This window comes from Pseudomonas sp. S07E 245, assembly GCF_019599025.1.
In the GTDB taxonomy this organism is placed as follows: Bacteria; Pseudomonadota; Gammaproteobacteria; order Pseudomonadales; family Pseudomonadaceae; genus Aquipseudomonas; species Aquipseudomonas shirazensis.
Window position 1 is genome coordinate 3,148,028 of sequence record NZ_CP080625.1, and the last position, 14,227, is coordinate 3,162,254.

A 14,227-nucleotide genomic window follows, 5' to 3' on the forward strand; every position below is an offset into this window, starting at 1 on the left:
GGTAGTTCATGGCCGTAACCAGCGAAGTACTTACCGGAGTGGACGGTGCGCGAATCGGCATCGCCACACTGGATGCAGCGAAATCCCTCAACGCGTTGAGCCTGGCGATGATCGAGCAGCTCGAGGCGCTGCTCCAGGCGTGGGCGAGGGATCCTGGTGTCGTCTGCGTGCTCTTGCGGGGCAGCGGTGCCAAGGCGTTTTGCGCGGGTGGCGATGTTCGCGCGCTGGTCGATCAATGCCGCGCACAACCTGGCCAGGTGCCAGCAATGGCCAGACAGTTCTTCGCTGCCGAGTACCGCCTGGACTATGCCCTGCACTGTTATCCCAAGCCTTTGCTGTGTTGGGGTCATGGCCATGTGCTGGGCGGCGGCATGGGCCTGCTACAGGGCGCAGGGATACGCATCGTGACCCCGAGCAGTCGGCTGGCCATGCCGGAGATCAGCATAGGCTTGTACCCGGACGTAGGCGCCAGTTGGTTCCTCAGCCGTCTGCCAGGCAAGCTGGGGTTGTTTCTCGGCCTGACAGGATCGCCGATCAACGCCCGTGATGCGCTGGACCTGGGTCTGGCGGATCGTTTTCTTGGCGAGCAGCAGCAGACGGCATTAATTGATGAACTGCTGCAATTGAACTGGCAGGAACAGACCACCCTGCAGTTGAACAGCCTGCTCAAGTGCCAGCAGCACCGCGCCCTTGCAGACCTGCCACAGGCGCAGTGGTTGCCGCGGCGAGCACTGATAGATGAGGTGCTGGATGTAGCAGATCCGGTTGCCGCCTGGCGCGCCATCGCCAGCCTGCGCCAGCACGGCGACCCGTTGTTGGCGGCTGCAGGGCAGCGCCTGCACGACGGTTGCCCGCTCAGCGCACATCTAGTGTGGGAGCAATTGCAGCGAGCCCGGCACATGTCGCTGTTGCAGGCGCTGCAGATGGAATATGCGATGAGCCTGAATTGCTGCCGGCATCCTGAATTCAGCGAGGGCGTGCGTGCGCGGTTGATTGAAAAAGACAACACGCCGCGCTGGCACTGGCCTGATGTGGCTCAGGTGCCAGCGGCGGTGGTTGAGGCGCACTTTGCCAAAGCCTGGGAGGGCCGCCATCCGCTGGCCGATCAAGTTTAGGGCAGGACCTCAGCGATGCCGATTGCGATCATCGCGCCCGCCATCCGGGCGGCTATCACGGTCGCCATGGCCCCTTGAATGCCAACGCCCTTCCTGCGATCGGCGGTCATCGTTGCGGTAATCATGCCGCTCTCGATCACGACGGTATTCGTAGCGCTGCCGATTACCGTAATCGTTGCGTGGATTGCCATACCACTGCTGGTTCATCCCTGGACGCGGTTGCGGCCGATAGTGCGGCGCCGGTGCCGGCCGGTAATAGCGCGGTGCAGGCTGATAGTAGTAACGGGGCTGCGGCACCACGTAATAGTCACGCTCATAGCGCTGATAGCCGGGATACCCGTAACGCTCGCCACTGTAGTACTGCGAGCGAGAATACCCGCCACCGGCGTAATAAGGGGTACAGGCACTGGTCAACATTGCGAGCAGGACGATGATTGGGATTCGATAGGACATGGCGGCCTCCTGGACCGCTGGGGTGCCCGGCACAGCGGCGCTGGCGGGCGTCGATCGGCAAACGAATATCGACATGGGTTAAGACACTCGCCAGCCGATCCAGTGCCGTATGTGTAAAGATTTGCAACAACTCAGGTAACCCTGAAAAACATGCAGTTATTTTCCCGCCAGCTCTCTAGAATGTCGCCACTGGCACACATCACGGGAAGATCATGCCGTCACGTTCCGCCCTGTTCTCGCAGCGCTCGCTGATCCTCGCGCTGCTGATCCTGCTGGCCTGCGGTTTTCTTGCCACGTCTCTGCTCGGCTACTTTTCCTCGCGTGGCGCAATCCGTGATGGCATCGTCAATACCGAACTGCCGCTCACCTCAGACACCGTCTACTCGGAAATCCAGAAGGATCTGATCCGCCCGGTGCTGATCTCATCGATGATCGCGCAGGACACCTTTCTGCGCGACTGGGTGCTGGCCGGCGAGCAGGAGCCAGAGCGGATCACTCGCTATCTGGATGAAATCCTCAGCCAGCAGAACACCTGCACCGCGTTTTTCGTCTCCGAGCGCAGCCGTACCTATTACCAGGCCAAGGGCGTACTCAAGCAAGTCAAGCCGGATGCCTGGCGCGATGCCTGGTATTACCGCGTGCGCGAATCGCAGGCGCCGTACGAGATCAACGTCGATCTGGACATGGCCAACCATGACAGGCTCACGGTGTTCATCAATTACCGCGTGCTCGATTATGACCAGCGCTTCATCGGCGCAGCCGGGGTCGGCCTGAGTGTCGAGTCGGTGGTCAAATTGATCGACGCTTATCAGCAACGCTATCAGCGCGCCGTGTTGTTCACCGATGCCAACGGCAAAGTCATCCTGACCGGCTCGGACGGCAGCATGCATGGCCTGCGCGCAGGCCAGCAACTGGCCGACAGCAAAGCGTTCGAGACGCTGCTGGCGCGCATGCCGGTACCCTCGCCTGGCAGCCACGAATATCAGGACGAGGCAGGCCACAGCCACTTTCTCAACGTGCGGCCCATCCCCGAACTGGACTGGTACCTGTTGGTCGACAAACGTGAGAGCGGCGCGCTGGACCGGGTGCGCCAGTCGCTGTACCTGAACCTGGCGATCTGCGCCATGATCACCCTGGTGGTGTTGTCGCTGCTGCATGCGATGGTCAAGCGCCATCAGCAAAGCATTGAGTCGCTGGCCACGCTGGACAGCCTGACCGGCCTGCCCAACCGCCGCAGCTTTGACCTTTTGGCCGGGCAGGCACTGCAGCAAGCCAAACGCGAGAATGCGCCACTGGTTGCCCTGCTGATCGACCTTGATCACTTCAAGCTGCTCAATGACACCCATGGTCACCTGGCCGGCGATGAAGTGCTGCGCCAGTTTGCCAACGTACTGCAAGGCAGCCTGCGCCAGTCGGATATCCTTTGCCGCTGGGGCGGTGAAGAGTTTATCGTGCTGCTGCGCGAGACCGAGGGCCGCCAGGCCATCGATGTCGCCGAGAAGGTGCGCCGCCGCACCGAGCAGTTGATCTTCAGCTACAACGACCAACCGCTGCGCCTGACCACCAGCATCGGGCTCAGTGCACTGCAACCCGACGACAGTTTGCACAGCTTGCTGACCCGTGCCGACCATGCCCTTTATCGAGCCAAGCAGGGCGGACGCAATCGAGTCTGCAGCGAGATGCCCGGAGCAGTCCATGCCTGACCCACAATCCTGCCCCGCCTGCGGCGCAAGCAACGGCTGCAGCCTGGCTGATCCACGCAGCGCCACGCAGAACTGCTGGTGCTTCAGCGTCAGCATCGAGCCGGCGGTACTCGCCGCCCTGCCCGCCGAACTGCGCAACAAAGCCTGCCTGTGCCCCCGCTGCGCAGCCGTGGACGACCAGCTCAAAGCGGCGCAACAGCCGCCAATTGGGTAAACTGCGCGGCCAATTCCTGTGCTGTTGCCGCCATGCGCCTTGATCGCTTCCTCGCCAATCTGCCCTGCTACAACCGCCAGCAGGTGCGCCTGCTGCTGGCCCAGCAGCGTGTGCGCGTGGATGGCCAGGTCAGCAAGGACCCACTGCACGAGGTTCGCGAGTTCAGCCGGGTCGAGGTCGATCAGCAGGTGCATCAGGTCGGTCGCTCGGCGCGCTACCTGATGCTGCACAAGCCGGCCGGCTGTGTCAGCGCCACTCATGACCCGCAGCACCGGACCGTGCTCGACCTGCTCCCGGCCGAGCTGCGCGCTGACCTGCATATTGCCGGGCGGCTGGACTTCAACACCACCGGGCTGCTCCTGCTGACCAATGACGGCCAGTGGTCACGGCGCTTGACGCAACCAAGCACAAAACTGGCGAAGGTCTATCGCGTCGAAACCGAAGACGAGATCGGTGCGCACTACCCGGCCAAGTTCAGCGAGGGCTTCTACTTCGCCTTCGAAGACCTTACCACCCTACCCGCCCAGCTGGATGTGCTCGGCCCTCGACTGGCCAGGCTGGCGATTGTCGAAGGTCGCTATCACCAGGTGAAGCGCATGTTTGGCTATTTCCAGAACAAGGTCGTTGGCCTGCATCGCGAGTCGATGGGCGGCATCCATCTCGACCCCACGCTGGCCCCTGGCGAATTCCGGCCACTGACAGCCGACGAAATCGCTCTGTAAACAGCAAGCATCTCCAGCGCAGACCGCCGAGCGATTTTATTCACCAATTGCTCAATGGCACTTGCGGGAATGACGTCGGGCTGCTTGAATCGAAATCGTCAGTCCGCATGTGACTCACCAGTCACACCTGCAGTCCAAGACACCTATTTGCTGGCCACCCCAGGTCTCGCTACCTTGGGGGCACGGCAGATTGCCCCGCCTACAACAACAGCGTCGACACGTGTGCGAAGGATCGACACCGGGCTCTGCAACCTCTTCAGGCGTATGCCTACCTGTCATAAAGAACGTGCACCCTAGGTGACGCGAATACCCTTTTTGCGCCAGGAGTCGATGACATGAGGCCAGAAATCGCTGTACTTGATATCCAAGGTCAGTATCGGGTTTACACGGAGTTGCATCGCGCCGACGGCGCCGAGAAGACGATCATCCTGATCAATGGATCGCTGGCGACCACGGCTTCGTTCGCCCAGACAGTGCGCAGCCTGCACCCGCAATTCAATGTGGTGCTGTATGACCAGCCCTATGCCGGCAAGTCCAAACCGCATAATCACCACGAGCGGCTGCTGACCAAAGAAACCGAGGCACACATCCTGCTGGAGCTGATCGAGCACTTCCAGGCCGACCATGTCGCTTCGTTTTCCTGGGGTGGCGCCTGCACCCTGCTCGCCTTGGCGCACCAGCCCCGACCGGTGAAGAAGGCCATCGTCAGCTCGTTCTCGCCGGTGATCAACGAACCGATGCGCGAATACCTCGAGCGCGGCTGCGAATACCTCGCCGCCTGCGATCGCTACCAGGTCGGCAACCTGGTCAACGACACCATCGGCAAGCACCTGCCGTCGCTGTTCAAACGCTTCAATTACCGGCACGTCAGCAGCCTCGACAGCCACGAATATGCGCAGATGCTGTTTCACATCAATCAAGTGCTGCAGCATGACCTGGAGCGGGCACTGAAGAGCGCGGCCAACATTGCCATCCCGGTGCTGTTCATCAACGGAGATCGCGATGAGTACACCACCGCCGATGACGCCCGCCAGTTTGGCCGTCATGTCGGCCAGAGCCACTTCAGCGTGATCAACGGCGCCGGGCATTTCCTCGACATGGAACACAAGACCGCCAGCGATGCACAACGCAGCGCCATGCTTGGCTTCCTCAAACCGAGCCAACGCGAGCCGCGCCCGCGCAGTCACTATGTGCAGGGCCAGCATGCATTGGCGATCTGAGCCTGCCGGCGTGCTTTTGCCCGTGCCAAAGCCACGCGCAACAAGCCGCCGGACAGCTAAATTTCAAGGCTGGGCTTTTATTCACCAGAGGGTTCTGGTACAAAGTCGAGCTGCAAAGCGCACGCCGCTTCGCTGGCAAGGATGTACGCGTAAAGCGGGTATAGTTTAATGGTAGAACAGTAGCTTCCCAAGCTTCCGACGAGGGTTCGATTCCCTCTACCCGCTCCACCTCGTCCACCGTTGCACCGCATGACATTTGCGCAATGTCATCGCCTGCCTAAAGGAGCCCCGGCTCCTTTTTTCGTTTCTGCCCTTCCATCGATTTGCTGCAGACCTTGCCGGCCCTTGGCGGCTGCAACGCGCTGCGCGCAAAAAGCTTGCACACCAAACGCAGCAGGCGGATAAGCTCGTGCATTGTGTGAAACATTTCCAAAGGACTGCGCATGTTTCTCTCCCGCTGGCTCCCGGGCCTGGCCAACCTGCTGCACTATCGCCGCGAGTGGCTGCACGCCGACATACAGGCTGGCTTGTCGGTCGCTGCGATCCAGATTCCGATCGCTATCGCCTATGCGCAGATCGTCGGCCTGCCGCCGCAGTACGGGCTGTATGCCTGTGTGCTGCCGATGATCGTCTACGCCCTGATCGGCAGCTCTCGGCAGTTGATGGTCGGCCCCGACGCCGCCACCTGCGCCATGATCGCCGGGGCCGTGGCGCCGTTGGCGCTGGGTGATCCACAGCGCATTGCCGAGCTGTCGGTGATCGTCACCGTGCTGGTCGGGGTCATGTTGATTGCCGCCGGGGTGGCGCGCGCAGGGTTCATTGCCAGTTTCTTCTCGCGACCGATCCTGATCGGCTACCTCAATGGTATCGGCCTGAGCCTGATCGCCGGGCAGCTGAGCAAAGTGGTTGGCTTCAAGATCGAAGGTGACGGATTTATCCTCAGCCTGATCAACTTCGCCCAGCGCCTGGGTGAAATCCACTGGCTGACACTGGTGATTGGCTTGGCCGGGTTGGGCCTGCTGATCGGGTTGCCACGGCGCTACCCGCGCCTGCCGGCAGCGCTGGTGACCGTAGTGCTGTTCACCTTGATTGCGGGGGTATTTGGCCTGGACCATTTTGGCGTCGCCATCCTCGGCCCGGTGCCCGGCGGCATGCCCCAACTGGCCTGGCCGCAGAGCTCTCTGGCAGAAACCAAGAGCCTGCTGCGCGATGCCCTCGGGATCGCCACCGTGAGCTTTTGCAGTGCCATGCTCACGGCACGCAGCTTCGCCGCGCGGCATGGCTATGCGATCAATGCCAATCACGAGTTCGTTGCCTTGGGCGTGAGCAATCTGGCTGCCGGGTTCTCCCAAGGCTTTGCCATCAGCGGCGCCGACTCGCGCACGGCAGTCAACGACATGGTCGGTGGCAAAAGCCAGCTGGTAGGCATCATCGCCGCGCTGGTGATTGCATTGATTTTGCTGTTCTTCACTGCGCCCATGGCCTGGATTCCGCAGGCGGTGCTCGGCGCCGTGCTGCTGATGGCCGGCTGGGGGCTGATCGATGTGCGTTCGCTGGGCAAGATCTACCGGCTCAGCCGCTTCGAGTTCTGGCTGTGCCTGCTGACCACGATTGGTGTGCTTGGTCTGGGCGTGCTGCCCGGGATCATCTTCGCGGTGACCTTGGCCATCCTGCGCTTGCTCTACAGCATCTATCAACCCACCGATGCCGTGCTGGGCTGGGCACCGGGGATCGAAGGCCAGGTCGACGTGCGCCAACACCCCGACGCGCGCACGGTAGCGGGCCTGGTGGTGTATCGCTTCGATGACGCGATCCTGTTCTTCAACGCCGACTACTTCAAGATGCGCCTGCTTGAGGCAGTGCAACGCGACAGCCAGCCGCGCGCGGTGCTGTTCGATGCCGAAGCGGTGAGCAGCATCGATGTCAGCGGTATCGCCGCCCTGCGTGAAGTACGCGACACCCTCGCCGCGCAAGGTATTCATTTCGCCATTGCGCGGGCACGTGGGACGTTTTTGCGCATGCTGGTGCGCTCAGGCATGGCCCGGGAAATGGAAGACAAGCTGCTGTTTGGCTCAGTGCGCGCCGGTATTCGTGCTTATCGCGTGTGGAGCAACCGCGAACGTCAGGCCACCGCGCAGCAGCCCTAGCCGGTGACGCAGCGTTAACTGCTGCAACCGGCGGTGCACTGGGAAGCTGCAATACCCTCACAGTTGCGCAGCGCACGGTGCCGCAGGGCGAATACAGCACATCGCCGGAGCATGCTAAAGTCGCGGCGTTTCCCTGCCAAACCACGGACCCCGCATGCCCCCAGTTGACGCCCACCTGACTTCCTGGCCCGAGCTCGAGCAACGCCAGCCGTGCCAGGCCCTGCTCCTGGGCAACGGCGCCAGCCGTGCACTGTGGAAGCCGTTTGGTTATTTTTCGTTGTTCGAGCAGGCACAGAAGGTTCGTCACAAAGGCCTGGGCGTCAGTGACCAGGCCTTGTTCAAAGCCTTGGCCAGCGAGCTGTTCGAGCCGCTGCTGAGCACGCTCAATACTACCGTGCGGGCCAACGCCGCGCTGGCGATCAATTCGACTGCGCCGCTCAATCGCTATTACTCGATCAAGGAAGCATTGATTCACGCGATCCGCTCGGTGCACATCCCGTGGCCGCTGCTGCCCAGCGCCAACCTGAGTGCGATCAATCAGGCGCTCAGGGCCTACCGCAGCGTCTACACCAGTAACTACGATCTGCTTGTGCCTTGGGCAGTACGACAGGCGCCCGAAGGATTTGCTGCACTGTTCGACGAAGAAGGTTTTTTCGATGTCCGCCGCACTCACGCCGAGGGCACCCGGGTATTGCACCTGCACGGCGGCCTGCACCTGCTCAAGCTGCCAGACGGCAGCACGCGCCAGCGCAGCGCCGAAAACGGTGAGTTGCTTGACGGCTTTGCCGTAAATATTCCCGGCGAGGTGCCGCTGTTCATCAACGAAGACCGCAGCGAGCACAAGCTGCGCGCCATTCGCAGTTCGGATTACCTGAGCTGGGGCCTTGGCCAGCTGGCAAGCGAACGAGAGGGCCTGTGCCTGTTCGGCCAGCATCTGGACAGCACGGATCAACACCTGCTCGATGCCATCCGCCAGGCCCGCCCGGCTCATCTGTGCATTGCCATTCGGCCATTGAGCGAGGCGTCGATCATCAACCAGAAGCAGCACTTTCTGCAGCGTTTCGGCGATATGCACGAGACCTCGTTGCATTTCTTCGACGCCAGCAGTCATCCTCTCGGCGCCCCAGACCTGGCAGTCGAAGTGCCTGCCGACTTTGCCCGCCGGCGCTGACCGGCGAGCGCACGGTAGCGGTAAACAGTAACGAGCGCAGGAACCCGGCAGATGAACCCGCTAGACGATTTCGAGGCAGACTCGATCGATGCTCAGGCCGCAGGCTGGCTGGTGCGCAATCGCTATGACTCATCAAGGCATAATCGCAAGGCGTTCAAGCAGTGGCTGCGCGACCCGGAGCATGCCCGCGCCTATCGCCAGCTCGAACACCTGTGGCAGGACCTGGAAGCGCTCAAGCACGCCGCCCATCCGCCCGCGCCTGTGGCGCAGCGATCACCACGGCGGCTGGTGATGATTGCTGCAGTGGGCGTGGCCTGTGCCGTTATGACCGCAAGCCCGGAAGCCCACGGGCTTTTTTTACAGAGCGCAGACATCCGGGCAAGTCAGTTGCCCGCAAAGGCTAGTTCAGCTGATTAAAGGGCTAGGCGCTTTGCCGAGACACGCCGACAACCTGCGCGACATCGGTTAACCCAACCAGGTCGGGAGTTACTTCCACAAGATGGGCTTGAGGGACGGCTCGCTGCACGTCCGCAAGGGCGCTATGCACTGCATCCTGAGCGGATCCCGCCTCGCGTGCGAACTCCAGCGCCAGCCGGCCTGGCTGGCCGACTCCGACAATAGCGTCATCACATCCCGACGCGCCTAGACGCTCCAGCAGACCATCCATGTCCTGATCGTGGGTGAACTGGTATCTGAGCGTGAAGATATATTCCGTCACTTTGACTCTCTCCCTGCGTGATCAATGCTGCGACGATGAACAACGCAGTTGTCGACGATTCGTCGTATCTGACGCGCAAACGTGTCTGGATTCTTGGGTGTACTCCAGATACATGCCACGCAGAATTCACCGCACCGACACTCATCGCTGTTGTCATTGCCGTGATCACATTACAGTGAGAAAACCGAAGCAGGGTCGTAGCAAGTCAGCTCAGGAACGGTCCTACGCAGTGTCAGGATGCTTCGGACACAGCCAATTGTTGGTTATTCCCCCACAACAGCAATCAACCCATCGGCCTGCAACAACGTCTCCAGGCAGTGCTCCTTGACCCCATAAAAGCGCTTGAGCTCGGCAATTTTCTCCAGCAACACCGTGGCATCCACCGGCTGCTTGCGCTTGACCGCAAGGATCATCTTGTTCTTGTTGGTGTGTTCCAACGAGATGAACTCGAACACCTTGGTCTCGTAGCCGCAGGCTTCCAGGTACAGCGCGCGCAGGCTGTCGGTGAGCATCTCGGCCTGCTGGCCGAGGTGCAGGCCGTATTGCAGCATCGGCTGCAGCAAGCCGGGGCTTTGCAGTTGTGGGCGGATCTGTTTGTGGCAGCACGGCGAGCACATGATGATCGCGGCGTTGCAGCGGATGCCGGTATGAATGGCATAGTCGGTGGCGATGTCGCAGGCATGCAGGGCGATCATTACGTCGATGGCGGCGGGCACCACGCTGCGCACGTCACCGCACTCGAACACCAGGCCCGAATGCTCCAGGCGTGCCGCTGCGGCGTTGCACAGCTCGACCATGTCCGGGCGCAACTCGACGCCGGTCACCTGCGCCTGGCGGCCAAGGGTGTTGCTCAGGTAGTCGTGCATGGCGAAGGTCAGGTAGCCCTTCCCTGAACCAAAATCGGCGACTTTCAGCGGCTGCTCGGCAGCCAGTGGTGCGCTGGTGAGGGCGTGGTCGAAGACTTCGATGAACTTGTTGATCTGCTTCCACTTGCGCGACATCGACGGGATCAACGCGGACTGCGCGTCGGTAACGCCTAGATCACGCAAAAACGGCCGGGTCAGTTGCAGGTAGCGTTTCTTCTCGCGGTCATGCCCTGCCGAGGCTGCCTCGCGTGCTGGCTGCGCGAGATGGCGCTGCAGCATCGGCTTGCCCTTCTTGCTGAAGGCCAACTGCACTTCACCTTCGCTGGTGAACAGGTGGGCGTTGCGAAAGCTCGCCGGCAGCAGCTCGGCGACCAGCGCCTGAACCTGCTGGTTGGGCAGATTGCGGGTGATGTCGCGGGTCTCATAGCGATAGACCAGGGACAGACTGGGCTGGCCTTTGATCAGCAGCGGCTTGGCAATGATCCGCTGCAGGCTTTGCTCGGCGCCAACATGCTTGGCCAGCACCAGCTTGGCCAGGCTGCCGGCCTCCAGCGAGTCGGCCAGCAGACGCAGAAACTGGGCAAGCGGATCAGCCGCAGACGAAGTGGAAGGCGTGGCAGGCATGGGACGGTGGGGCCTCGAATAACCGGGAGCGCAGTGCGCAGTGGCCGGCATTCTACGTTGCCGCCCGGCCTTCGCGAAGTTTTCTCGACAGCCGTGGTTAGTCCAGGATCACCAATCGATTGGGCAGTTGGTTACGTCGCTGGGTGGCCGGCAATGGTCGACTGAGCTGCTCGGCACAGGCGTCGATGCACTCGACAAAGCCCTGTAGGGTCTGACCCTGGCGGACCTGCTCGGTAAAGCGGGCGATCAACGCGGCGCGTACACGCGGGTCGAAGTGCTGTTCAATGCCGCGGTCGGTCAGAATCGTGACAAAGTTCTCGGCCTGACTGACAAAGATCAGCAAGCTGCTGGTGCCGTGATCACGTTGCCGTTCAAGGGCTCGAAATTGCTGGCGCGCAAGGCTCAGCGCAGTGCGCTGACACAAGCACCTGGGCATCAGCCGATGCCCCAGCCGTGGGTGGCGCAGCAGCAGGCACAGGGCGACGAAGATCACCAGTTGCGCCACCAGCAGGCCGCGCACGCCTGGCCAGCCCAGCAGCAGGTGCAGCAGCCCCGGCACCAGCAATGCCAACAGCGCCGCACAAAACAGCGGCAGGTAGGCAAACTCGTCCGCCCGCCGCGCCAGCACGCTGACCAGCTCGGCGTCGGTACGCCGTTCGGCTCGGGCTATCGCTTCGGCGACCAGCCGTTGCTCATATTCGGTAAACACACTCATGCCGTTGGTCTCTCGATCGTTCTTATAGTTGTTGTCCCGGCACCGGGCTGGCGCGAGTGTATCTCAACAACTACCAGACATCAGGCATAATCCACCGCAGCCGCCAATGCTGTAGGGCAGATCAATAAACGATCGCCTTTGGCCAAGAACAATAGCCGCCTGAACCCTTCGGCCACACGCATTCGTGTGGCCATGACCCAGGCCTCCAATACGGAATTGATGATGAAACTGTCCATGCTCGGCCTGGCCATGGCCTTCGCCAGTCAGGCAACGTTTGCCGCCACTGCTGCCCCGCCCCTGCAGGACAAGCAGGCATTCATCGAGCACTTGATCAGCCAGATGAGCGTCGACGAGAAAATCGGCCAGTTGCGCCTGATCAGCATCGGCCCGGAAATGCCGCGCGAGAAGATCCGCGAAGAGATTGCTGCCGGGCGCATCGGCGGCACCTTCAACTCGATCACCCGCGACGAGAACCGGCCGATGCAGGACGCCGCCATGCGCAGCCGCCTGAAGATCCCGATGTTCTTTGCCTATGACGTGATTCACGGCCACCGCACCACCTTTCCGATCAGCCTGGGCCTGGCGGCCACCTGGGACATGCAGGCCATCGCCAAGGTCGGCCGCACCTCGGCCGCTGAAGCGGCTGCCGACAGCATCGACATGACCTTTGCACCGATGGTCGACATCGCCCGTGACCCGCGCTGGGGCCGCACCAGCGAAGGCTTTGGCGAAGACACCTACCTGACCTCGCGGATCGGCCAGGTCATGGTCGAATCGTTGCAGGGCAGCAGCCCGGCCAACCCGGACAGCATCATGGCCATCGTCAAGCACTTCGCCTTGTACGGCGCGGTGGAAGGCGGGCGCGACTACAACACGGTCGATATGAGCCTGCCGAAAATGTACAACGACTATCTGCCGCCGTACCGCGCCGGCCTCGATGCCGGCGCAGGCGGCGTGATGGTCGCGCTGAACTCGATCAACGGCGTGCCGGCCACCTCCAATACCTGGCTGATGAACGACCTGCTGCGCAAGGACTGGGGCTTCAAGGGCGTCACCATTAGTGACCACGGCGCGATTCAGGAACTGATCCGCCACGGCGTGGCCCAGGACGGCCGCGAAGCGGCCAAGCTGGCGATCAAGGCCGGCATCGACATGAGCATGAATGACTCGCTGTATGCCGAAGAACTGCCGGGTCTGGTGAAATCGGGCGAAGTGACCCAGGCCGAACTGGACCAGGCCGTGCGCGAAGTGCTTGGTGCCAAGTACGAGATGGGCCTGTTCAAAGACCCGTACCTGCGTATCGGCCAGGCCAAGGATGACCCCAAGGACGTGTATGCCGACCAGCGCCTGCACCGTGACGCGGCTCGGGATGTGGCCCGACGGAGCCTGGTGCTGCTGGAAAACCGCGAGCAGACCCTGCCGCTGCGCAAGGCCGGCACCATTGCCGTGGTCGGCCCACTGGCCGATGCACCGATCGACATGATGGGCAGCTGGGCCGCCGCTGGCCGGCCAAACCGCTCGGTCACCGTGCGCGAAGGCCTGCGCCGCGCCGTTGGCGACCAGGCCAAACTGATCTACGCCAAGGGCGCCAACGTCAGCGGCGACAAAGCGATGGTCGATTACCTGAACTTCCTCAATTTCGATGCTCCGGAAATCGTCGACGACCTGCGCCCTGCTGCGGTGCTGATCGACGAAGCGGTCAAGGCCGCACAACAGGCTGACGTGGTCGTGGCGGTAGTCGGTGAATCGCGCGGCATGTCGCACGAGTCGTCAAGCCGCACCACCCTGGAAATCCCGGCGGTGCAGCGTGACCTGATCAAGGCGCTGAAAGCCACCGGCAAGCCACTGGTGCTGGTCCTGATGAACGGCCGGCCGTTGTCGATTGACTGGGAGCGGGAACAGGCCGACGCCGTGCTGGAAACCTGGTTCAGCGGCACCGAGGGCGGCAACGCCATCGCTGACGTGTTGTTTGGCGACTACAATCCGTCGGGCAAACTGGCGATCACCTTCCCGCGTTCGGTCGGGCAGATCCCGATGTACTACAACCACCTGCGCATCGGTCGGCCGTACACACCAGGCAAGCCGGGCAATTACACCTCGCAATACTTCGAAGAGCCCAATGGCCCGCTGTATCCGTTCGGTTACGGCTTGAGCTACACCAGCTTCGAACTGTCCGGGTTGAGCCTGAACAGCAAAACCCTCAAGCGTGGCGACACCTTGCAGGCCAAGGTCACCGTGAAAAACACTGGCAAGCGTGACGGCGAGACTGTGGTACAGCTGTATCTGCAGGACGTCAGCGCGTCGATGAGCCGCCCGGTCAAAGAGCTGAAGAATTTCCACAAGTTGCTGCTCAAGGCGGGTGAGTCGCGCACTGTCAGCTTCAACATCAGTGAGGATGACCTGAAGTTCTACAACAGTCAGTTGCAGCGGGTCGCCGAGCCCGGCCAGTTCAACGTTCAGGTCGGCCTGGACTCTGAAGCGGTGCAGCAGCAGAGCTTCGAACTGCTGTAACTCGGCCCCTGGCGCCGCGGCAACTTCACTGCATGATTACACCGCAAT

The 14,227-nt window shown here is 61.8% G+C and carries 14 protein-coding genes, 1 tRNA gene and 1 pseudogene; 10 read left to right on the forward strand and 6 right to left on the reverse strand.

From position 1 onward, the window contains the following. Positions 1–8 precede the first annotated feature (8 nt). Positions 9–1,115 carry an enoyl-CoA hydratase/isomerase family protein gene (locus K3F44_RS14495; RefSeq protein WP_220632474.1) on the forward strand — a complete coding sequence of 369 codons (1,107 nt, stop codon included), beginning with the start codon at positions 9–11 and terminating at the stop codon, positions 1,113–1,115. Between the two features lie 9 nt (positions 1,116–1,124). Here the strand turns inward: K3F44_RS14495 and K3F44_RS14500 are convergent, their stop codons facing one another. Then, positions 1,125–1,568 carry a hypothetical protein gene (locus K3F44_RS14500; protein WP_220632475.1) on the reverse strand — a complete coding sequence of 148 codons (444 nt, stop codon included), beginning with the start codon at positions 1,566–1,568 and terminating at the stop codon, positions 1,125–1,127. 212 nt (positions 1,569–1,780) lie between these two features. Here K3F44_RS14500 and K3F44_RS14505 point away from each other — a divergent pair, with 212 nt between their 5' ends. The 5 genes from K3F44_RS14505 (at position 1,781) to K3F44_RS14525 (ending at position 5,655) form a co-directional block, all read left to right on the forward strand. Beyond that, positions 1,781–3,271, forward strand: a complete 1,491-nt coding sequence (locus K3F44_RS14505; protein ID WP_220632476.1) for a diguanylate cyclase — start codon at positions 1,781–1,783, stop codon at positions 3,269–3,271. Continuing rightward, positions 3,264–3,485, forward strand: coding sequence for a cysteine-rich CWC family protein (locus tag K3F44_RS14510; RefSeq protein WP_188036588.1), 222 nt, complete (start codon positions 3,264–3,266; stop codon positions 3,483–3,485). Before K3F44_RS14505 ends, K3F44_RS14510 begins: the two co-directional genes overlap by 8 nt. Before the next feature lie 32 nt (positions 3,486–3,517). Then, the gene (locus K3F44_RS14515) at positions 3,518–4,207 is read left to right on the forward strand and encodes a pseudouridine synthase (protein ID WP_150572206.1); all 690 of its coding nucleotides are present in this window, start codon (positions 3,518–3,520) and stop codon (positions 4,205–4,207) included. 335 nt (positions 4,208–4,542) lie between these two features. Then, complete coding sequence (locus K3F44_RS14520; protein WP_220632477.1) at positions 4,543–5,427, forward strand: alpha/beta fold hydrolase; 885 nt, start codon at positions 4,543–4,545, stop codon at positions 5,425–5,427. 154 nt (positions 5,428–5,581) lie between these two features. Continuing rightward, a tRNA-Gly gene (locus K3F44_RS14525) sits at positions 5,582–5,655 on the forward strand. Between the two features lie 49 nt (positions 5,656–5,704). On the opposite strand, the gene K3F44_RS14530 is transcribed toward K3F44_RS14525, so the two are convergent. After that, positions 5,705–5,872 carry a hypothetical protein gene (locus K3F44_RS14530; RefSeq protein WP_220632478.1) on the reverse strand — a complete coding sequence of 56 codons (168 nt, stop codon included), beginning with the start codon at positions 5,870–5,872 and terminating at the stop codon, positions 5,705–5,707. Between K3F44_RS14530 and K3F44_RS14535 the strand changes: the two genes are divergently transcribed. From K3F44_RS14535 to K3F44_RS14545, 3 genes are all read left to right on the forward strand, one after another. Continuing rightward, positions 5,871–7,574 (forward strand): SulP family inorganic anion transporter, encoded by a 1,704-nt coding sequence (locus K3F44_RS14535; protein ID WP_101321912.1) that lies wholly within the window; start codon positions 5,871–5,873, stop codon positions 7,572–7,574. The two genes, K3F44_RS14530 and K3F44_RS14535, sit on opposite strands and share 2 nt — an antisense overlap. Positions 7,575–7,728: 154 nt before the next feature. Further along, positions 7,729–8,745, forward strand: coding sequence for a DUF4917 family protein (locus K3F44_RS14540; RefSeq protein WP_101321913.1), 1,017 nt, complete (start codon positions 7,729–7,731; stop codon positions 8,743–8,745). A 51-nt stretch (positions 8,746–8,796) separates the two neighbouring features. After that, a complete protein-coding gene (locus K3F44_RS14545; RefSeq protein WP_150572204.1) occupies positions 8,797–9,162 on the forward strand; it encodes a DUF4880 domain-containing protein in 366 nt (121 codons plus the stop codon). 10 nt (positions 9,163–9,172) lie between these two features. Here the strand turns inward: K3F44_RS14545 and K3F44_RS14550 are convergent. The 4 genes and pseudogenes from K3F44_RS14550 to K3F44_RS14565 form a co-directional block, all read right to left on the reverse strand. Next, positions 9,173–9,412 (reverse strand): annotated as a pseudogene (locus K3F44_RS14550) (hypothetical protein); the annotation flags it as partial. Between the two features lie 314 nt (positions 9,413–9,726). Further along, a complete protein-coding gene (locus K3F44_RS14555; protein WP_220632479.1) occupies positions 9,727–10,953 on the reverse strand; it encodes an SAM-dependent methyltransferase in 1,227 nt (408 codons plus the stop codon). A 97-nt stretch (positions 10,954–11,050) separates the two neighbouring features. Next, entirely contained in the window at positions 11,051–11,668 is a 618-nt protein-coding gene (locus tag K3F44_RS14560) for a hypothetical protein (protein ID WP_188036595.1), read from the reverse strand. An 80-nt stretch (positions 11,669–11,748) separates the two neighbouring features. Continuing rightward, entirely contained in the window at positions 11,749–11,904 is a 156-nt protein-coding gene (locus tag K3F44_RS14565) for a hypothetical protein (RefSeq protein WP_220634220.1), read from the reverse strand. On the opposite strand from K3F44_RS14565, the gene bglX reads away from it, so the two are divergent. Beyond that, entirely contained in the window at positions 11,888–14,179 is a 2,292-nt protein-coding gene (gene bglX / locus K3F44_RS14570; protein WP_220634190.1) for a beta-glucosidase BglX, read from the forward strand. The two genes, K3F44_RS14565 and bglX, sit on opposite strands and share 17 nt — an antisense overlap. The last annotated feature ends 48 nt before the right edge of the window (positions 14,180–14,227 follow it).